This window comes from Phycisphaerales bacterium, from assembly GCA_020852515.1.
GTDB lineage: Bacteria > Planctomycetota > Phycisphaerae > Phycisphaerales > UBA5793 > UBA5793.
Genome location: JADZAS010000013.1, coordinates 36,312 through 55,224, shown reverse-complemented (window position 1 = coordinate 55,224; position 18,913 = coordinate 36,312). Strand labels below are relative to the sequence as shown.

Below are 18,913 nucleotides of genomic sequence, written 5' to 3'. Positions count from 1 at the left end.
GAGGCCAGACAGCAGCCGCCATTCGCTCCGGCGTCTGCGCACACGTCCATGGATATGCGCCTCGAGATGCTGCGCATGCACCATCGCCAGACGCTCTGGATTCCATGGAGCGCCGCGATGCTCCCTTAACGCCGTGCAGGATATTCCTTGTGGGCTACTCGCCTCAATGCTGAGTGCGCCGACTCGCGCCGAGGTGAATCCTTGATGATCGGGTCTCCGGCCGAGAAGGCGGGGGCACATCAGGCCAAAGTGAACCCTGTGCCGCCCGTTCATCGGTGCGAGTTGCGACGCCAAGTTCTATTAACACGACTTCAGGCAGGATTCAGGGCAGTCTCATCGTGCTGCGGTAGCATGTGGATGTTGCTTTGACCATTGCATTCGATACACGAAAGGTGTGTTTCCATGAAATCTCACGTGTGCTTTTTGTGCAGTGCCGCGATGCTCGCATCGCTCGCCCCGCTCGGCGGCGCCAACGTGGCGCAGGATCCGGCGAATCGGCAGCCGACGACGGTGAACCGTCAGCCGGTGAACCGCGACGACGCTGCGCCGTCGATCCTTCATCGCATGGAAGGAGTCTGGAAAGTCGAGGCGCGCGTCAACCCGCTCTACTGGGACAGGATCAAGAACGCGCTGGACCGGAACGGGCAGAACGACTCGTTCCGGCGCGAGAACACGGGCGGGCCCAATGCCCAGGATCCCAATCGTCGGCCCGGCGACGGCATGATCGACGACTCTCCGCGCAAGTTCCGAGGCATGGCCGAGGCGCGCATGATCCTCAACGACCAGATCCTCGGCGAACAGACCTACCTCATCGCCGACCACGCCCCTGCGACGGATCCGAACAGGCCGAGCACGACCCCCGGCGACACGACTCCGGGTACGAATCCGGACCGGACTCCGCAGACGGATCCGCAGCCGAATCCGAACCGCATTGTCGGCAATGAACGCTCCATTCAGTCCCTCTCGTTCTTTGCGTTTGATCCTCAGCACGACGCCTATACGGCGGTTTTCATGAGTGACCGCGATGGTGAGATTCATTACCGCACGGGTCGCTACGACGTGGCCGCTCGCAAGATCGTCTTCGAGGATCACCAGCCCACGATGCTCGATCGGACGCCCACGCGCATTACGCCGGGCAATCGCGAGCGCGACCTCAACGAAGACGACACGCCGGGCATCGACAAGGATCGGGGTCTCAATGAGGACAATTCCGGCGGCTTCGAGCGCGAGCCTGCTACCACGCGCAGCCGCGAACTTTACGGCAACACTAGCCCATTCGGCGAAAACGTCCGGGTCGTGGTGGAGATCATCTCGGACGATCAGCATCGCGTGACGATGTACGCAGGCGATGTGCCGGGAACTGAGACTCCTGCCATTCGCCCGTCCACCACGCCGGGGCAGACCAATCCGCGGACCAACCCGACCCAGACGCCGGACCGCGAGTTCAATGCCAATGAACCGCTCCCGGCCAACGTGGTCTATCAGGCCATTTACACCCGCTCGAGCGAGCAGGAAGTCGGCGAATTCCGCGACCTTCTCCGCAAGGCCGAGGAGGGCAAGGACATGGACAACCACCGCAACAACCAGGAATACAACAAGCCGTAATCGTTGCTCGGCGGCCCAAGGCCGCGCGGGCATATCCGGCCCCCCACGCATCGCTGTCCCGCTGCAAAAGCGGTGGGGCAGCGATCGTCTTTTTGTTGTCGTGGTTCGTCGCTTGAACGCTTTTGAACCGCGTTCATGATGCGCTTTTCACTCCCGCTTCAGACCGGGTTCACCCTGCAATCGTATATTACATCTGACGCGACGAGGACCCGCAAGGAGGCTAGGAAATGAGCGATTTCACCCAACGCCCGTTTGCCGGACGGCCGCCGCAGTATGCTCACGATGACATCAACCCGTATCCACACGAGATGAGAGTCGGGTCGCACGAGGAGCACCCAGGCCGGCGCAACGACGCTCGGCAGGGCCACGAGGAGCGGCGGTGGCATCAGGGCAATCAGGCACCGGGGGAGCCGGAAGGCTTCTATTCATACGGGGTCGCCGAGGGGTACGAGCCGCAAGGCCAACGCACGTCGCCCACCGCCGGCCAGTCGCCTCGCTACCCCGAAGAGGCGCCCTATCGGCAGCAGTCCCGATCGCCCGAGAGCGGCGCTGGGCGGTGGACGCAGTGGGCGAAGCGCGCACCGCAGCACCGGACTTTTGGCAAGTGCCCCAGGAACTACCAGCGCTCAGAGGCGCGCGTCTGCGAAGACATCGCCGAACACATCATGCGCGAGCCCTCGATCGACGCCAGCGACGTAGAGATCGACGTGCACGGTCGGGAGGTCACGCTCCGGGGTTCCGTGCCGGATCATCGGATGAAGCGATGCATCGAAGGACTCGCCCAGGACGCAGTGACGATCGAGCACGTGGAGAACTGCTTGCGCGTTCAGACGCAATCGGAAGACGAGCGCGGCGGGCCGGGCGCCGGGACGCAGCAGCGGTAGAAGGTCGCCATGGAGTCGGCGGTGGGTGGTGGAAGGAACCGTAATGGTCATCCGGAGTCTGGAGGATGCGTTGTGCCGCGTCATGACCGATTTGCTCAGTGCGGAAGAGGAGTTTCGCGGGAGCCTTGGCAGGCTGGCGGATGCAGCGGACGACGAAGCGCTTGCCGACACTTTCAGGCAGCACCGCGATGCGACCAGCGTGCAGATCCAGCGCCTGGAAGAGTGCTTCCGGCTGATGTGCCAGGAGCATCCGCGCGGAGTGTCGAAGGCCGCCGTCGGCATTGTGCGCGAGGCCGAAGACCTCATTCGGCAGGACGGCGAGCGGGAAGCGCGCGATGTGGTGCTCGCCACCGCCGGGCGCCACTGCGTGCACTACCAAATTGTGGCCTATTCGGAAGCGATCGAGTGGGCTCGCGAACTGCGCCGCGATGACGTTGCCGACCTGCTCGAAGAAAACCTCGCGGAGGAGGAGGACACGGAAGAGGCGCTGTGCCGCATCGCGACGCGCCTCAGCAGCGACAGACACCACGCACGTTAGCATGCTCTATGAATCAAATGTTGTTTCAGTTTCCTTTAACAGGAGGACTTGCCATGACTCGTGAAGATAAGACTCGCCGTGATCGCCAGCAGGATGAGAATCGCGATCGCGATCGCGATCGCGATCGTGAGCATCCGGAGCAGCAGCCGGAAAACAAGGACAGCGAGCGCGCAGAGGAAACCACTTCGCGCCAGACGAATCGTCAGAAGACCGGCGAGCGGAACCGGTAAGCCAGCCCCGCACCAGGCAGGGACCGGCCTTGCGCCGGTCTCTGCTTTCCTCTGACGATGAAGGTGCCAGCCGGCCGCCCGCACTGTCAGGTGGCCAGAGGAATCTCCACTCATGATCAAAACTCCCGACACCGCGCGCCCGATGTCCGAACCCACACCGCCGTTCCCCGCCCAGCACCAGTCACCGCCGGGCGTGGAGTCGCGCCTCGATCCAGCGCCGCGCTGGCGCGCCGAGAGATACCGTGCTGCGGACAAACTGCGCGGGCAGGTGGCGATCGTCACCGGCGGTGATTCCGGCATCGGCCGCGCGGTCGCGTATCTTTTCGCGCGCGAAGGCGCCGATGTCACTATCACCGCCACACCCGATGAAAAAGAGGACGCCGCCGAAGTGCAAGAGGCGATTGAGAGCCTCGGCCGCCACTGCGAAATCTGCATCGGCAATCTCGCCGCCGAGGCGTTTTGCGAGCAGGTCGTCGAAGCCACGCTGGCCCGCTTTGGCCGGCTCGACATCCTCGTGCACAATGCCGCGTGGCAGAACCGCAAGGCCATCACCGAACTGAGCGAGAAGGACCTGGACCGCACGCTCAAAGTCAACGTGTACGCGTATCTGCGCTTGGCGCGCATCGCCGTGCCGCATCTCAAGCCGGGTTCGTCCATCATTGCGACCGGCTCGATCGTCGGCCTGAGCGGCTCGGCGCGGCTGAGCGATTACGGCGCTTCGAAAGGTGCGATCCACGCCATTACCAAGTCGCTCGCCGAGGAACTTATCGACAAGCAGATACGCGTCAACTGCGTCGCGCCCGGCCCGGTCTGGACGCCGCTGAATCCCGCGGACACCGGCCTGTCAGCCGAGGATGTATCGAACTTCGGCAAGGAAACCGGGTCGTCGAAGATGAACCGGCCCGCCCAGCCCGAGGAGATCGCCCCGGCCTACGTCTACCTCGCGTCGAACGCGGACTCGAGTTACGTCAACGGCATCGTTCTGCCCATCACAGGCGGGCCGATCTGATCCCGCGCCGCCTGGGCAGTCTGCCGCGCACCATGTCAGGCCGCTGCTTAGCCGGAGCAGTGTGCAGAGAGAAGCCGATGCGCGCGTCGGGGCGCTGCTGGCCGATCATCGCCGCTTCCGATTCCATTCAGCACCGCCGTTGTTGAATCGCGCGGGCGTGCGCTTATCGCGTGGCGATGATCCAAACCGCGTGCACCATGCCCGAGATGTAGCCGAGAATCGTGAGCAGAATGTTGAGCCAGAAGTGCATGCCCAGCCCCACCTGCAGGAATACTCCCAGCGGCGGGATCAGGATCGCGATGATGATTCGCAGGATGTCCATGCGGCTCCCTTGCAGCCGCGCGGGGCGCGACCCGGAGTGGTTCAGATGATGTCGTCCGCCATCAGATGTAGTCCGCCAGGATCAACACCAGCAGCACGATCACCAGAATGGTGATGGCGCCGGTGGGGTAGTACCCCCAGCGCCGGCTGTAGGGGTACACCGGCAACGAACCCAGCAGCAGCAGAACGAGAACGATGAGAATAACCCAGCCAAGCATCGTGACTTTCCTTTCGCGTGGCAGCGCGCCGGATCTGCTCCGGCGGCCGCGGCCGGCCGCCCCCGTTCCAGATCATTGAGCGGCGGTCAGTCCAGCCGGTCGCAGAACTCGTCAACTTCCTTTTGAAGTTGCTCTTCGGTCTTGCCGTACCGCTCGCGCAGGCGGCCTTCAAGCTGGTCGCGGCGGCCGTCGATGACGTCGAGATCATCATTGGTCAGGCGTCCCCAGCGCTCCTTGACCTTGCCGCGATACTGCTGCCATTTGCCTTCGACCTGTTGCCAGTTCATGATGAGCTCCCTTGGAAGACCATTGATCCGGGCGGCGCGATGCCGCCACACCTTGAAAGGGCAGTCCCGAACCCTTCGGTCCGGAGACTGCATTGGCTTCGCCGGCAAACGGCGCCGTCGAGGGGCCGGCGCGTGCGCAAGGCGAAGATTGTTGTCCCCGACGCCATCGGGAAATCACTTAACCGGATCGCACAAGCGATGGCTAGGATTTCCGCATACGTCCAGTCTTCGTTCCTCCACCCGTGTTTCTCAGAACCGCCCACATGACCTTCAGGACCATGCGTTCGGTCGACAGTAGAGTTCTACAGGGACGAAATGAGCCACTACTGAAAAGCCAGTGAAATTCCGTTCACTCGCAGATCGTGCTGCGAGTGTCCGGCTCCGACAACCCAGCCCGCCAGCGGGCACTGAGAATGGAGTGAGCGCCGCGATGCGGGTCCTGGTCATCGAAGACAACCCGAAGATGGCGGAGGCCATTCGTAAAGGGCTCGTCGAGCACAACTACGTGGTCGAGGTGCGTCACCGCGGCTACGAGGGTGAAGACGAAGCCGTGGCCAACGAGTACGACGTCATCGTCCTCGACCGCATGCTGCCCGACCGCGATGGCATCGACGTCTGCCGCAACCTGCGCAAGCGGCATATCGCGACGCCGATCCTCCTTCTCACCGCACTTTCGGGCACCAACCAGAAAGTGTCGGGGCTCGACGCCGGCGCCGACGACTACCTCGCCAAGCCGTTCGAGTTTGATGAACTGATCGCGCGGATTCGCGCCCTGCTCCGCCGCGGTCAGGCCTCCGAGTCGCGCATCCTCAAATTCCATGACATCGAACTCGATCTCGACCAGCGCTCCGCCACGCGTGCCGGGGAAAAGATCAAACTCTCAGCCAAGGAGTTCGCGCTGCTTGAGTACCTCATGCGCAATCCTGATCGCGTGCTGACGCGCCAGTCGATCTCAGAAAAGGTCTGGGACATGAATTACGAGCCGTCCAGCAACGTGATTGACGTGTTCATCTCCGCTTTGCGGCGCAAGATGGACCGTGATTTCGACCGCCCGCTGATTCACACGGTGATCGGAGCAGGGTACCGGTTCGGGATCATGGATGATGAACCCGTCGCGGGAAAGTAGCAGCCCCGTGCGGCCGCCGCCATGTCCGCCTACAAAGCCACACTTCGACTGAAACTCACACTGTGGTTCCTCGTGATCTTCGCCGTGGTGTTTCTGGCTCTGCTCGCCGCCGTGTGGCAGATGCACCGCCGCACCGGCCGCGAAGCGATTGAAACCCATCTCGAGGGGCTTGCGGAAGGCGTTGCCGGCGACTTGCGCGACGCGGATGCGCGCCTCGGCGCCGTCGGGCTGGTGCCGTTTCAACCCGTGGATCGCACCTTCGCCATTCTCGCCGTGCGCGATGGTTCGGGCGGGGTCATCGCCTCGCGCTGGCGAGTGGACACCGAAGTCCTGCCCGCCCTCGATGCGCCGGCGAATACCCGGCGCATCGCGTTTCACCGCCTCAGCGGGGAGCGCGCCAGCCGCCTGCTCGGCCGACCGCTCGAAACGGTCATGATCACCTACCGCTACCGCACGCCGGCTGGCGAGGTGCGCTACCTCGATCTCGCCAATCTAACGGACTTGGGCGCGGCCGAGAGCGCGTTTCTGTACGATGTGCTGCTCGTGGGCGCGCTGGGCGCGCTACTCGCCGCTGCCGTCGCGTCCTGGGTGATCGCCGGCCGGGCGGTCACGCCGCTCAGGCAGATCGGCGAAGCGGCCAAGCGGCTGGATCCCGACCACGTGCAGGACCGCATCGCCGTGGAATCCCCCGATCCTGAAGTCGAGCGCCTGCAAACCGAACTCAACGAAGCGCTGTCGCGCATCGAGGAGGGCTACCGCGCGCAGGAGCGATTCATCAGCAACGTGGCGCACGATCTCAAGACGCCCATCTCCGTCATGCTGGCCGAGTCGCAGGTCTGGAAGCCGCGGACAGCCTCGCGCGAGGAGATCAACGACTACCGCGAGAGCATGATCGACGAAATGCAGCGCCTTGGCGGAATGGTCGAGGGCTTTCTCACGCTGGCACGCGCCGATCAGGGAGAGGCGCTGGCGCGCATGACCGACGTCGCCCTCAACGACCTCGTCGTGGAGGCCGTGTCAGAGTGCGACATCGAGGCCGCGCGGCAGCACGTGCGGCTGCTCACGCGCCTCGAAGCCAACGAATCCCGCGGTGAAGACGCTGTCGTGCGCGGCGATCCTGATCTGCTGCGCACCATGCTCGTCAATCTCCTGCGCAACGCCGTGCGGCACTCGCCCGCGGGCGAATCGGTGCGCATTGCCACGAGCCACGCGAACGGGCGGACCCGGATCAGCGTGCAGGACGCCGGCCCCGGTGTGCCCGAGGAGTTCCGCCATCGCATCTTCGACCGGTTTGTGCAGGTGCCCGGCAATGACGGCTCCGCGGGCGGCATGGGCCTCGGGCTGGCGATCGCCATGAGTGTGGCCCGGATGCACGGCGGCGGGATCGAGGTGCACAACTGCCGCCCGCACGGCTGCGTTTTTGTGGTGGACCTGCCGCGAGCCGCGGAGGAGGAGGCGAAGGACGACGAAGCCGCAGGCGAGACACGGCCCGGCTCAGGCTGATCCTGCCGTCGTTCTTCAGGCGCGATCGCGCCCGCCGCCGCCTAAGTGGAATTTAACACCGATCTCAGCCGCGATTCATCATGGATCGGTAAAGTGAAGTGCAGTCAGAGAAAAAGCCGCCGCACGTTGTCGGCGACGATCAAACATTCAGCGGGCCCGGCAAGGTGTGAGCCGCGCCGCGAGATGAACAGGGGGATGAAGCCGCATCGACCATGTCAGACTCAATAGAGGCGACTTGTTCGCATTGACCCAGCCGTCGGCCCGCCCCCTTTTTGACCAACTTCAACCTCAGCTACAGAGGAGCATGAACGATGACATCTTCATCCACCAGACTCGATCAGACCCGTGAGCAAGGTCAGTCCGCCGCTCGTGACATCAAGAACGACCTGACCCGGCTCAAGGATGACGCCTCGCGGACTGTCTCGGACGTTGCCGAGGCCGGTCGCGAATATGCCCGGGCCGGCAGGGACCGCGCCATCGAGGCGGGTCACAAGGTCAGCGAAACCGGGCGCGATTCGTACGAGCGGTTCTGCGAGTACGTTTCGGAGAACCCGACGACGTCAATCCTGATCGCACTCGGAGTGGGCGCGGTGATTTCACGCCTCCTGCCCCACAGATAGTGAAGGCACCTGAGATGATGGAGCGCTTGCGCCAAATCAGCGAAAGCGGCTGGGTCGCCTTGGAAGCCCAGTTCGCATTCATCCGCAGCAGGGCAGTCCAGACCGGACTGCTCATCGCCGCGCTCGTCATGGCCGGTTGCGTGGCGGGCGCGGCGGTCTGCGCATTTCTGCTCAGCATTGTCTGGGCTCTGGCGCCGGCGATGGGCATGACCTGGGCGCTGATGTTCGTCTCGGGCGTCGTGGTGTTGGCCGCAGCGACGGTCGGTGCCGTGGTGTACGCGAGAGCCCGGCGTGCCGTCGAGCGATCTGAAAAACGGGCTGCCGAGGCGCGCTGGCGCTTCCGCGAAGCGATTACGCCGGAGGAATCCAAGCCCGGCGCCGACAAGGGCAAGCCCGGCCTCGGTGAGCAGGCGGTCTCGATCATCACCTCGCATCCCAAACTCATCGCCAGCGGCCTGTTCGCCGCCGCCAGCCTCGTGGGCATCCGCCGAACCATTTCGGTGCTGCGGACTGCGGCGGCGATTGTCAGCGCCGGCGCCGTGGCCAGTTCGCTCAAGCACGCGGACGAGCAGCGCACCGATGAGCACCGCGGCAACGGTCGCACCGAGCGGCCGCGCCAGGCAACCCCGCGCGCCCGCGAGCGCGCGATATGACGCGCGGCCGCCGATCCATCGCCGGCGCTTCGGCCTTGGCGCTGCTGGCGCTGAGTGCCTGCTCGAACCAGCACGACCTCACCATGCGCATGCACCTGTCCGAACCCATTCGCGTCGAAGGCCCGATGATGGTCTTCGAGGGCATGTACATCAGCGATGCGCTCTTTGAGCGGATCAAGGTCGGCGAGACAACCGAGGACTGGGTCATTGCCCTGCTCGGCGAGCCGACGGTCGTCTCCGAACTCGAAGACGGCACCGAGGTCTGGAAGTGGGTCTACCGCGAGAGGGGCTTCAACACCTCCGTCGTCAATGTGCTCGGCGACGATGACAAGCCGACCCTGCCGCAGGTGCTGACGTTCGTCCGCATGCGCGATGGAACGGTCATCGAGAAGTGGCGCGGCTGACGAACATCGTGATGCTCGCGAGGGCAGGCATCGGCGCACACGCGGGCAAGTCCAGGTTCTCTTGAGTGCCGCGCCTTCGGCCTCGAAGGGCGATCGAGCGCGTCCGCACACTCGCGGTCTCCCGCCGGTGCGAGCACGCCCGGGAAACCCGGCGCAGAAAAAAAGCGGAGAGGGCGGGATTCGAACCCGCGGTACAGGTAATAACCCGTACGACGGTTTAGCAAACCGTTGCCTTCAGCCGCTCGGCCACCTCTCCGGCAACAGACTTCGTCGGAGATTATCGTCTCGCAGACCGGGCGGGTCAATTGACCGGGGTGCCCCAATCCGCGGCGGCGCAGAACCTCTGCCCCGGCTTGCGCCGCGTTCTGTCCCCGCCCCTCACTCGTCCCGATTCTCCGGCATGGGGACAGGTCCGCCTCCCATTAACAGGTCATAATGCAGTGTCCACCGGTGGGCCGGCGGCGGCCTGCGAAGGAGGTGCGTGGTGTTTGAACAGATGACCACCGAGTACGGTCCGCTCTTTGCGATCCCCGCGATCGCCGGGTCGTTCTTCTTTCTGCTCCGCTTCATCATGATGATCGCCGGGGCCGGCATCGACGGCGACGCCGGCGGGCACGACATGGGCGGGCACGACATCGGCGCCGGGGCCGATGCCGGCGACGGCGCCAGCCACCACCACGATGACTCGACCGATTCTTTCAAAGTCCTCTCCATCCAGTCCATCGCCGGCTTCATCATGGGCTTTGGCTGGGGCGGCCTGGGCGCGTATCGCGGCCTGGGCTGGGACGTCGAGATGAGCCTGCTCGCGGCCGTCGCCGGCGGCGCGCTCATCGTCTGGATCCTCGCCATGATCTTCAAGTCCATCGGCCTGCTGCACGCGAGCGGCAACATCGCCATTCAAGACGCGGTCGGCTGCACCGGTTCCGTCTACGTCGGCGTGCCGGCGCGCAACGAAGGCAAGGGCAAGGTCCGCCTGGTCGTCAACAACCGCGCCCGCATCTTCAACGCCGTCAGCAGCGGCGAAGAACTGCCGCGCAATACGCGCGTCAAAGTGGTGATGGTCAACCGTGACAACACCGTGACAATCGCACGCGACGATTCATGATCCATCGCGGGAGTGGAAACTGACGGCAACGCGCTCGTCATCAGAAGGGGGCCGACATGGCACACGACGTACTTGAGACGCTTGCTCAGGTCAACCCGATCTTCCTCATCGGCTTTCCTGCCGCCGCAACGGTGGTCTTTCTGGGCATGGTGTGGTTTGTCGCGTCGAGGTACCGCCGCTGTCCGAGCAACCGCATTCTCGTCGTCTACGGCAAGGTCGGAGGCAGCCGGGCCGCCAAGTGTCTGCACGGTGGCGGCACGTTTGTCTGGCCGCTTGCCCAGGACTACGCGTATCTCTCCCTTGAGCCGCTGGTCATCGAAATCCCGTTAGAAGGCGCGCTGTCGTACAACAACATCCGCGTGAACGTCCCCGCGACGTTTACGGTCGGCATCTCGACTGATCCGGTCCTGATGAACAATGCCGCCGAGCGTCTGCTCATGCTCGATGATCGCAAGATCCGGGAGCAGGCCCAGGACATCATCCTCGGCCAGTTGCGCCTCGTCATCGCGACGCTGTCGATCGAAGAGATCAACAAGGACCGCGAGAAGTTCATGGCCCTGATCAACGAAAACGTTGAGCAGGAGATCAACAAGATCGGCCTCGAACTGATCAACGTGAATATCCGCGACATCACCGACGAGAGCGGTTACATCGAGGCCATCGGCAAGCGAGCCGCCGCCGAAGCCGTGAACCGCGCCAAGGTCGAAGTCGCGCAGCAGGAGCGCGAAGGCGCCACGGGCGAAGCCATCGCGGTGCGCGAGAAGATGGTCAACGTGGCCCGCGAAAGCGCCTCGGCCGCGGAAGGCAAGAAGGAAGCCGAGCGGCGTCAGCGCGTGACGCTGGCCAAACTCGAAGCCGCGTCGGTGACGGGCGAAGTGGAGTCGAAGCGCGACCAGGAGATCGCCACGGCCCAGCGCATGGCGGAAACGGTGGCCGCCACCAAGACGGCCGAGCAGGAGCAGCGCATCCGCGTCGCCGACGCCGAGTCGCTGGCAGTTGACGGCGAGAATACGGCAAACGCAAAGATCGCCGAATCGAACGCGCGGCTCGCCGAGATTCGGGCCGAAGCCAAGCGGCGCGCCGAAGTCGCGGCGGCCAAGGCGCTCGAAGCGGTGCTCATCGCCGAGCGCGAGCAGGAACTGGCGCGCCTGGCTAAGGTCGAACTCGCGCCTCAGGAGATCGAAAAGAAGCGCATTGAGATCGCCGCCGAGGCCGAAGCCGAAAAGTTGCGCCGCGAGGCGCGCGGCAACGCGGACGCGATCCTTGCCAAGTATATGGCCGAGGCCGAGGGCATTCAGAAGGTGCTCGAAGCAAAGGCCGAGGGTTATCGCAAACTCGTCGCCGCGTGCGCCGAGAACCCGCAGGTCGCGCCGACATTGCTCATGATCGAGCAGTTGCCCGCCATCGTCGCCGAGCAGGTCAAGGCCATTCAGAATCTCAAGATCGACAAGATCACCGTCTGGGACAGCGGCCGCAACGGCCACGGCCAGAACGGCTCGACGGCCGATTTCCTGTCGAGTCTCATCGGTTCGCTGCCGGCGATGCACGAACTCGCCAGACAGGCCGGCGTCGAACTGCCCAGCGTGCTCGGCAAGGTGCGCGAGAACGGCGACACGGCGCGGCCGTTCTACGCCGGCCGCAGCGAGATCATCCCCGAGCCGGATAAGGGCTGACCGGCTACAGTGCGCGAACCAGCCCCAGTGGAGGCTGTCATGAACTGTCCGAAATGCAACGCCGCGATGGAAGCCGTCAACTTCGAAGACATCGAAGTCGATCGCTGTACGTCCTGCGGCGGCCTGTGGTTTGACTTGCGCGAGCACGAGGAATTGAAACAACGGCGCGGCAGCGAGACGATCGATACCGGTGAGCGCGCCGCCGGCCGCGCGGGCAACGCCACGGGCGACATCACCTGCCCGCGCTGCCGGGCACACATGATCCGCATGGTCGATCACGACCAGCCGCACATCTGGTACGAGCAGTGCAGCACGTGCGGCGGCGCCTACTTCGACGCCGGCGAGTTCCGCGATTTCAAGAAGCACACGCCCGGCGATCTCATTCGCCGCTGGCGCGCTAAAGCCCGGCCGTGAGCGCGGGCGGCGGTCCATCCAGTCGCGGCTCGGGCGGCGGCGCGCTGCTGTCTGTCATTGCCTGGCCCGACGGCGCCAGCCGCGATGACAACGCCCGCCTTGTCGCCGACGCGACCGGCCTGGAGTTCGCGACGACGAAGGTGCGCCTGGGAACGCGCCCGCCGATGATCGTGGCGATGTTCGAAGATCACCTGGCCCAGCGCGCTGCCCGGGCTATCGAAAAAACCGGCGGCATCGCCTTCGCGCCGACACTGGCCGAGATCGAGTGGCTCGGGCCGACGATCAAGATCCGCGACATGCGCGTGAGCGATGGCCGGTTGCTGCTTGAGTTGTGGCGCCACGAGTCCACGTCGATCGAGCCCGCCGAGATCGAAGTCATCATCCGCGGCCGCACGAGCGAAGTCAAAGTGCGCGATGCCGAGCCTCAGCCGTCGTTTTTCGGCACGCCCACCGTCGGACTCTACGGGGTGCTCGGCTCGTATGGCTTGGCCGCAGGCATTTACTCGTGGATGCGCAGTCAGGAAGCGTTATCGCAGGCGGCGGAGACGGAGACGCGGGTCACCCACAAGATCGACCTGCACCTGCGCGACGGCCGCGTCCTGCAGATCGACGCCGATAAGTTCGGCTTCCAGGTGCTCGGCGATCAGCGCGGATTGTCAGACATGGTCAACGCCGAGAGGCTGTGCGAACTGCTCATTCATCTGGCGCCCGGCGTGACGGTCGATCCCTACTTCACGCTCTGGAAGGCGCCCATCGAAATAAAGCGCATCCGCATTCCGCAGATGACGCTCAACCGCGACGACCCGGCGTTCGCGCTCTACTCCAGATGGGCCGCGTTGATGTACCGCTACGTGCACAAGCGCCTTGGCGTGCTCGGCGACGAACCACACGCGGGAGAGTGACCGGTCGCGCGCATGGGTCAACGACGGTGGGGTGGTGACGGGCGAGCGTTCAGGCCGATTCCCCAGCGCGGCGCCCGGCCGACAACCGTGGCCAAGGCCGACTGGCGGAGCGAAGGCGGATCGGTACCATCCCCCATGCCAGATCGCTCGCTTCTTGAGACTTTTCCCGCGCCGACGGAGTCGCCGTTTGTCATTGAGCACGTGAGCGAGGAGTTCACGAGCGTGTGCCCGAAGACGGGGCATCCGGATTTCGGCATGATTACGCTGCGCTACGAGCCGGCGCCGCGCGGCGTGTGCGTCGAACTCAAGAGCCTCAAGCTCTACTACCAGTCCTTTCGCAATGAAGGCATCTACTACGAGGCGGTGACGAACCGCATCCGCGATGATCTCGCCGAACTGATGAAGCCGACGTGGCTGCAGGTCATCACCGACTGGAAGGGGCGCGGCGGCATCCGCTCGCGCATTCGCGCCGAGCACGGCGGCGTGCCGCTGCACTGGCGCTCTGTCTGAGCAGGGCATCACCGGCCGTAGCGACTGAGCAGCTCTACGATCTTGGGCTGGTCCTGGTTGAGTTGCAGGCTGCGGCGGAGCAGGTCGAGCGCTTCCTGTCGCGCTTCGTTGTCCGTGCGGTTCGAGCGGATGTAATCGTTGAGCAGGTTCACCGCCAGCCCGTTCATCGCCGGGTAGTAATTCTTATCGAGTTGCAGCGCTGAGCGGTACGACGATTCGCTCCGCTCGTATTCGCGCATCTTGAACGTCGCATAGCCGAGCCGCTCGTACGCGTCGGCCGAAGGCTGCATGCGGATCAGCGCTTCGAGCGTGTTAACCATTTCGGGATAGCGCTGCAGTTTGCGCAGGCTCTCAACCATGTTGAGCATAAGTTCGGGCGAGGGCTCCATCAGTTCCAGCGCCGCCTGGTAGTTCTCGACCGCCTTGGCGTGATTGCCAACGGCAGCGTAGATGACGCCGAGATTCGCCCGGCTCGGGCCGTGGTTGGGCTGCACCTGCACCGCCCGCTCGGCGAACGGCAGGGCCTCCACGGCCTGACTCAACTGCAGGTAGGCCGTGGCGATATTCAGATTCGCCTCGTGGCTGTTGGGTTCGATGATCAGCGCCTGGCGGTACTCGCGGATGGCTTCGAGCAGCCGGTTCAACTGGTGCAGCACAAATCCGTGCAGGTAACGGGCATCATAACTGCGCGGCTCGAGTTCCACCCACTTGCGCGAAGCGACCTCCGCCTCGGGCCACTGTTGGCGCTCCTTGTAGATCTCCGCCATGCCCATGTGGGCACGGACGATGCGCGGGTTTTCTTCAATCGCCGCAGCAAAGGCCGCCAGGGCCGCGTCCTTGTCGCCGGTGTTCAGAGCCGCCTCCGCCTCGGCGACGTAGTCGTCCGCTGCAGCCATGTCCACGGGCGTGACGGGCCCCTTGGGAACGGCCGATGGCGGACGCTGCACGAACAGTTCGCACGACATGAGCAGACAGGCTGCCCCGCACAGGCTCAGGCAGGCGGCAGCACGGCCGGGCCACGTCCAGCGGTTTGATAGGCGGCGAAGGGCGTTGGCGTGGGGCATCATGTGGCTTTCCGTGATCGCCGAGGCTGCGACGGCGTGCGTGTTGATCGTGCCGGACTCGAACTCGGCCGGGCGGCGCCCCGCCGCGGCCGGCGGGCAGCGCTCGTTCCCTTTTCGGCAAGAGCCCTCAATCGTCTGAGGTTTATGGTATCCCACGGCGTGCCGTCGGCCGTCAGTGCCTTCTCGGTTTCGAGGATCTTCGGCCGCTTGGCGAAGGCCCGCGACCGCATGATGTGCTCAAAACACGCCTCTCCCACGTCGCCCAGGCCGATGTGCTCGTGCCGGTCGCGGTGGCTGCCGCAGCCGAACTTCGAGTCGTTGAGGTGAAAGCACTGCAGGTGCTCGAGCCCGACGATGCGATCGTACTCGCTGAACACGTCCTTCACCGCTTTGGCCGTGGACATGTCGTAGCCCGCCGCCGTCACGTGGCAGGTGTCAAAGCACGTGCCGATGCGCTCGGGCTGAGCGACGGCCTGGCGGATCGCGGCGAGGTGCTCGAACTTGCCGCCGATCTGGTTGCCGCCGCCGACGGTGGTTTCGAGGCAGATGATCGACTTGAAGCCCAGAGTTCGCCGCGTGACCTCATCGAGCGCCCGGACGACCCGCGCCAGGCCGTCATCGAGCGACGACTGCAGCGATGAGCCGGGGTGCACCACCACGTACGCCACCTCCAGCGCCTCGGCGCGCTCCATTTCATCCGACATCGAATCCACGGACTGGCGGAAGTGTTCGTCGGCGGGCGTGGCAAGATTGATGAGATAACTCGCGTGGCTCACCGTTTGCGTCCACTTGAGCCGGTGCAGCTCCGTGAGCCAGTCGCGCACGGCGGCGGGTTCGATCGGTTTAGCCTTCCACTGACGCTGGTTCTTGGTGAAGATCTGCACCGTCTGCATCTCAAGGCGTTCGGCTTCGAGGAGAGCGTTCACGTAGCCGCCGGCGACGGAGAGATGGCTTCCAAGCATGTCCACTTTCATAGCGGGCATGGTATCGGCCGCATGGCGCGTGGGCAGGCGATCACTGCCACACGCCGCGCCGTGCCCGCCTCGCGGCGAGTTCGAGTTGGCGGTAGCGCATGAGCATCGAGTGGTTCCATCGGTCTTCGCGCCGCGCCAGACCCTCCGCGAGCAGCCGTTCGGCCAGGCTGGCGCCGTCCGGGAGATCGACGTGGGCCAGCAACCGGCCGTAGAGATCGCGCGTGCCCTGCGGCTCGAGGCGGAGTCGGACGACCCGGCCGTCCACCAGTTCGCGCGTCAGCGCCGCGGCTTCCTCCGCCAGCGGCTGAGCCGGTTGGTTGGAGAACGAGGGATGCGCCGTCTCGGGGCAGTCCACTCCGATCAGCCGGACGCGCGTCGTCGCCGTTTGGTAGATGTGATCGGCGATCTCTACTTCGATCGTGTCGCCGTCGATGACGCGGAGCACGCGGGCGGAGATGAGGTGGTACAACTCGCCATCGGGCCGGTCGGCCAGCAGCCAGCCCGCCCGGTCGGCGGCGCTCAGGGCGACCAGCGCTGCGAGCACGGCGAGCGTTCGGGCGCGGCTGATCCAGCGCAGCCGCCTCGACCGCCGCGAGCGGGGGTCAGTCGATGACTGTCGAGGATTTGCTCTGCCTGCCGGCACGAATCGGCCTTTCCAGCCCGGGTCGGCCGGCCGCGTCGGCCGGACGTGTTCTCTGCACGCCGCGCTGTGGCCGCCCGGGTCCGAGTCGAATAACCTTTGCCATTGAGCGGTGCACAATCCAGTGCGTCCTCCGGCCCGCCGTGCGGCCGGTGGGATTGCGACGCCGCACGAGCAGCGCCCCACGGCGCTCGCCCGACCACTGTGACGCCGATCTTTGACAGCTGCTGGCGGTGGATGCGACCTGCGTGAACCGGCCCGATATTGAAACCCGACTCGCCGACGAGACCCAGCCACGCGGCGGGGCCGCAACCGCCGAATCGACGCCCATTGATGAGGCGCCCGATCCGGAATTCTGCGTTGAATCCGGCGCCGACGAACTCGGATCGTACGAGCTGTGCGAATCGGAACTGAGCGACATCGAAGTGGCGCCGCAGGTGGTGGCGATCGGCGGTCAGCCCGATGACAAAGGCGCCCCGCGCGAGGGTTCGGCCGATATCGAAGTCGCTCGCAAGCGCGACTCCGAACTGCGCGGCTGGCCCCGGTTCGAAGCGTGGGTCGAACGGCTCGCGCACAGGTACAAGTTCATCCGCAAGATCACCTCGCGGCTCTACCTGCCCATCGCGTTTCACAGCGGCCTGACGATGAAGAAGCTGGACCCGCACACGTTTACCTACGTGCTGCCGTTCCGCCGCTTCAACCGCAACTTCTACGACGCCATGGCGGGGGCGGCGCTGGTGGCCAATTCCGAAATCGCCGCGGGCATGTATCTCTTCGGCGAACTCGGCGGCAAATGGACCGTGGTCTGCAAAAACATCAGTTACCGCTTTCTGCGCCCCTGCCTTGGACCGGCCATTTACAAGGTCGATCCGCGCCATGACGTCAAGGCCCTGCTCAACGCCGGCGTCGAGTTCAACATCGATCTCACGCTCGAAATTCTCCAGCAGGTCAGCGGCAGGAAGAAGCACCCGCGCGTCGGCCGCTGCGAGGTGACCTTCCACTGCGCGCCCAAGGGCCCGGAAGGCAATCGCGGCCTGAGCCGGCGCCGCCGGCGCCGCAAGTCCAGATGACCGCCATCCCCGAAGCCGAACCGCAGTACTTCCTGCGCCTGCTCGGCTGGGCCGTCTACCTCGCCTGCTCGTGGACGTGGTGCATCGGCATGTACCTGCCGGTGGTGCTTCTCGATCATTACCGCTGGCCGGGCGTCGTGGCGTTCGCCATTCCCAATGTCGCCGGCGTGGTGCTCTTCGGTTTGGGCGTCGGCACGGCTGCGCGGAGCAGGGCGATGATCGCCGGCAACCGCGGCGCGATGCTCTGGTTCTCGCTCATCACTATCGCGTTTCACGTCTACTTCCTCGCCGCGGTGTGGGGCTACGAGTTTCCGCACGCTTCGGCGCTGCTGACGTCTCTTGTGCCCCTGCCGGTTGTCGCAGCCGCGTGGCTGACGCGCCGGCTGTCGGATCGCTCGCTCGTGCGCCTCGCCGCGGGGGTGTACGTGCTGTCGTGGGCGCTGATGTACTTCATGACCAGCGCGGGAGCCGCCTATGGCCTGCGAGAACCCGTCTGGGCCGCGCGACCCGAATCGGGCGTCGTGTTTCTGGCGCCGGCGCTCGTCATCGGCTTTCTCCTGTGCCCCTATCTCGATCTCACCTTTCACCGTGCATTCAAGGCTGTTGGAGGGCGCGGCCCCGGCAAGACCACCTTTGCGCTCTTCGGCGTCGTGTTCAGCATGATGCTGCTGTTCACCTTCTACTACAGCCTTGCGGGTTTCCGCTGGCCGGTAATCGTGCACATCCTCGTGCAGTCGTGGTTCACCATGACGGTGCATTTCAAGGAACTCGACGCTCGCGCGGCGACGTCCGCCGGCGAAGCAGTGGGGCGGTGGACCGGGCCCGTGCTCGGCATTTCATGGCTGCTGGCGATGCTGCCGATCGTCGATTACCGCTGGTGGTTCCTCTTCACGGGCCTGATCTTCCCGGCATATGTCGCGCTGGTCATGGTTCGTCGCCGCCTCGGGCAGCCGGCGGCGCACCAGGCCGTCCTCGCACTGGCCGTGGCGGTCCTCACTCCCTTTGCGGCGCTGAGCTTTCTGGTTGGCGGCCTGGAGTGGCTCGCGCTCGTGCCATCGGTCGCGCTCGTGCTCGCCATGCTCGCGCGAGCCCCCGTGGCCGCGGCGCCTGCTGGAGCGCTTGAGCCGGCCGCGCACGCCGAGCCGCGCGGGGCGGCCTAATCT

The 18,913-nt window shown here is 65.1% G+C and carries 23 protein-coding genes and 1 tRNA gene; 17 read left to right on the top strand and 7 right to left on the bottom strand.

Annotated features, from left to right (window positions below; all coding sequences use genetic code 11):
- The first annotated feature begins 402 nt into the window (after window positions 1-402).
- The 5 genes from IT430_06405 to IT430_06385 all read left to right on the top strand — a co-directional run bounded on the left by IT430_06405 (window position 403) and on the right by IT430_06385 (window position 4,266).
- Window positions 403-1,605 (top strand): hypothetical protein, encoded by a 1,203-nt coding sequence (locus IT430_06405; protein ID MCC6907551.1) that lies wholly within the window; start codon window positions 403-405, stop codon window positions 1,603-1,605.
- 227 nt (window positions 1,606-1,832) lie between these two features.
- Complete coding sequence (locus IT430_06400) at window positions 1,833-2,489, top strand: BON domain-containing protein (GenBank protein MCC6907550.1); 657 nt, start codon at window positions 1,833-1,835, stop codon at window positions 2,487-2,489.
- A 43-nt stretch (window positions 2,490-2,532) separates the two neighbouring features.
- Window positions 2,533-3,027, top strand: coding sequence for a DUF892 family protein (locus IT430_06395; protein MCC6907549.1), 495 nt, complete (start codon window positions 2,533-2,535; stop codon window positions 3,025-3,027).
- 8 nt (window positions 3,028-3,035) lie between these two features.
- On the top strand, window positions 3,036-3,257 hold the full coding sequence (locus tag IT430_06390; GenBank protein ID MCC6907548.1) for a hypothetical protein: 222 nt from the start codon (window positions 3,036-3,038) through the stop codon (window positions 3,255-3,257).
- Window positions 3,258-3,369: 112 nt separating this feature from the next.
- Window positions 3,370-4,266, top strand: a complete 897-nt coding sequence (locus IT430_06385; GenBank protein ID MCC6907547.1) for an SDR family oxidoreductase — start codon at window positions 3,370-3,372, stop codon at window positions 4,264-4,266.
- Between the two features lie 163 nt (window positions 4,267-4,429).
- Here IT430_06385 and IT430_06380 read toward each other — a convergent pair whose 3' ends face one another.
- The 3 genes from IT430_06380 to IT430_06370 all read right to left on the bottom strand — a co-directional run bounded on the left by IT430_06380 (window position 4,430) and on the right by IT430_06370 (window position 5,092).
- Entirely contained in the window at window positions 4,430-4,588 is a 159-nt protein-coding gene (locus IT430_06380) for a YqaE/Pmp3 family membrane protein (protein MCC6907546.1), read from the bottom strand.
- Between the two features lie 61 nt (window positions 4,589-4,649).
- Window positions 4,650-4,805, bottom strand: a complete 156-nt coding sequence (locus tag IT430_06375; GenBank protein ID MCC6907545.1) for a DUF3309 domain-containing protein — start codon at window positions 4,803-4,805, stop codon at window positions 4,650-4,652.
- A gap of 86 nt (window positions 4,806-4,891) precedes the next feature.
- Complete coding sequence (locus tag IT430_06370; protein MCC6907544.1) at window positions 4,892-5,092, bottom strand: CsbD family protein; 201 nt, start codon at window positions 5,090-5,092, stop codon at window positions 4,892-4,894.
- Between the two features lie 430 nt (window positions 5,093-5,522).
- Between IT430_06370 and IT430_06365 the strand changes: the two genes are divergently transcribed.
- The 5 genes from IT430_06365 (at window position 5,523) to IT430_06345 (ending at window position 9,398) form a co-directional block, all read left to right on the top strand.
- Entirely contained in the window at window positions 5,523-6,218 is a 696-nt protein-coding gene (locus tag IT430_06365; protein MCC6907543.1) for a response regulator transcription factor, read from the top strand.
- A gap of 21 nt (window positions 6,219-6,239) precedes the next feature.
- Entirely contained in the window at window positions 6,240-7,721 is a 1,482-nt protein-coding gene (locus IT430_06360) for a HAMP domain-containing histidine kinase (GenBank protein MCC6907542.1), read from the top strand.
- 311 nt (window positions 7,722-8,032) lie between these two features.
- On the top strand, window positions 8,033-8,341 hold the full coding sequence (locus tag IT430_06355; GenBank protein ID MCC6907541.1) for a hypothetical protein: 309 nt from the start codon (window positions 8,033-8,035) through the stop codon (window positions 8,339-8,341).
- A 26-nt stretch (window positions 8,342-8,367) separates the two neighbouring features.
- Window positions 8,368-8,994 (top strand): hypothetical protein, encoded by a 627-nt coding sequence (locus tag IT430_06350; GenBank protein ID MCC6907540.1) that lies wholly within the window; start codon window positions 8,368-8,370, stop codon window positions 8,992-8,994.
- Window positions 8,991-9,398, top strand: a complete 408-nt coding sequence (locus tag IT430_06345; protein MCC6907539.1) for a hypothetical protein — start codon at window positions 8,991-8,993, stop codon at window positions 9,396-9,398. Before IT430_06350 ends, IT430_06345 begins: the two co-directional genes overlap by 4 nt.
- A 165-nt stretch (window positions 9,399-9,563) precedes the next feature.
- On the opposite strand, the gene IT430_06340 is transcribed toward IT430_06345, so the two are convergent.
- Window positions 9,564-9,654 (bottom strand) — tRNA-Ser (locus IT430_06340).
- Between the two features lie 228 nt (window positions 9,655-9,882).
- Here IT430_06340 and IT430_06335 point away from each other — a divergent pair.
- The 5 genes from IT430_06335 (at window position 9,883) to queF (ending at window position 14,002) form a co-directional block, all read left to right on the top strand.
- Entirely contained in the window at window positions 9,883-10,503 is a 621-nt protein-coding gene (locus tag IT430_06335) for a hypothetical protein (protein MCC6907538.1), read from the top strand.
- 56 nt (window positions 10,504-10,559) lie between these two features.
- Window positions 10,560-12,176 (top strand): hypothetical protein, encoded by a 1,617-nt coding sequence (locus tag IT430_06330; GenBank protein MCC6907537.1) that lies wholly within the window; start codon window positions 10,560-10,562, stop codon window positions 12,174-12,176.
- Between the two features lie 39 nt (window positions 12,177-12,215).
- Window positions 12,216-12,590 (top strand): zf-TFIIB domain-containing protein, encoded by a 375-nt coding sequence (locus IT430_06325; GenBank protein MCC6907536.1) that lies wholly within the window; start codon window positions 12,216-12,218, stop codon window positions 12,588-12,590.
- Window positions 12,587-13,492: a hypothetical protein gene (locus tag IT430_06320; protein MCC6907535.1), complete on the top strand. Its 906-nt coding sequence runs from the start codon at window positions 12,587-12,589 to the stop codon at window positions 13,490-13,492. Before IT430_06325 ends, IT430_06320 begins: the two co-directional genes overlap by 4 nt.
- Window positions 13,493-13,627: 135 nt before the next feature.
- The gene (gene queF, locus IT430_06315) at window positions 13,628-14,002 is read left to right on the top strand and encodes an NADPH-dependent 7-cyano-7-deazaguanine reductase QueF (protein ID MCC6907534.1); all 375 of its coding nucleotides are present in this window, start codon (window positions 13,628-13,630) and stop codon (window positions 14,000-14,002) included.
- Window positions 14,003-14,010: 8 nt separating this feature from the next.
- Here queF and IT430_06310 read toward each other — a convergent pair whose 3' ends face one another.
- The 3 genes from IT430_06310 to IT430_06300 are packed head-to-tail and all read right to left on the bottom strand — an operon-like array spanning window position 14,011 to window position 16,584.
- Window positions 14,011-15,069, bottom strand: coding sequence for a tetratricopeptide repeat protein (locus IT430_06310; GenBank protein ID MCC6907533.1), 1,059 nt, complete (start codon window positions 15,067-15,069; stop codon window positions 14,011-14,013).
- The gene (locus IT430_06305) at window positions 15,066-16,028 is read right to left on the bottom strand and encodes a deoxyribonuclease IV (protein MCC6907532.1); all 963 of its coding nucleotides are present in this window, start codon (window positions 16,026-16,028) and stop codon (window positions 15,066-15,068) included. Before IT430_06305 ends, IT430_06310 begins: the two co-directional genes overlap by 4 nt.
- A 52-nt stretch (window positions 16,029-16,080) precedes the next feature.
- Window positions 16,081-16,584, bottom strand: a complete 504-nt coding sequence (locus IT430_06300; GenBank protein MCC6907531.1) for a thermonuclease family protein — start codon at window positions 16,582-16,584, stop codon at window positions 16,081-16,083.
- A gap of 344 nt (window positions 16,585-16,928) precedes the next feature.
- On the opposite strand from IT430_06300, the gene IT430_06295 reads away from it, so the two are divergent.
- Together IT430_06295 and IT430_06290 are read left to right on the top strand one after the other, a co-directional pair.
- A complete protein-coding gene (locus IT430_06295) occupies window positions 16,929-17,750 on the top strand; it encodes a hypothetical protein (protein MCC6907530.1) in 822 nt (273 codons plus the stop codon).
- Window positions 17,747-18,910: a hypothetical protein gene (locus IT430_06290; GenBank protein MCC6907529.1), complete on the top strand. Its 1,164-nt coding sequence runs from the start codon at window positions 17,747-17,749 to the stop codon at window positions 18,908-18,910. Before IT430_06295 ends, IT430_06290 begins: the two co-directional genes overlap by 4 nt.
- Window positions 18,911-18,913 lie beyond the last annotated feature (3 nt).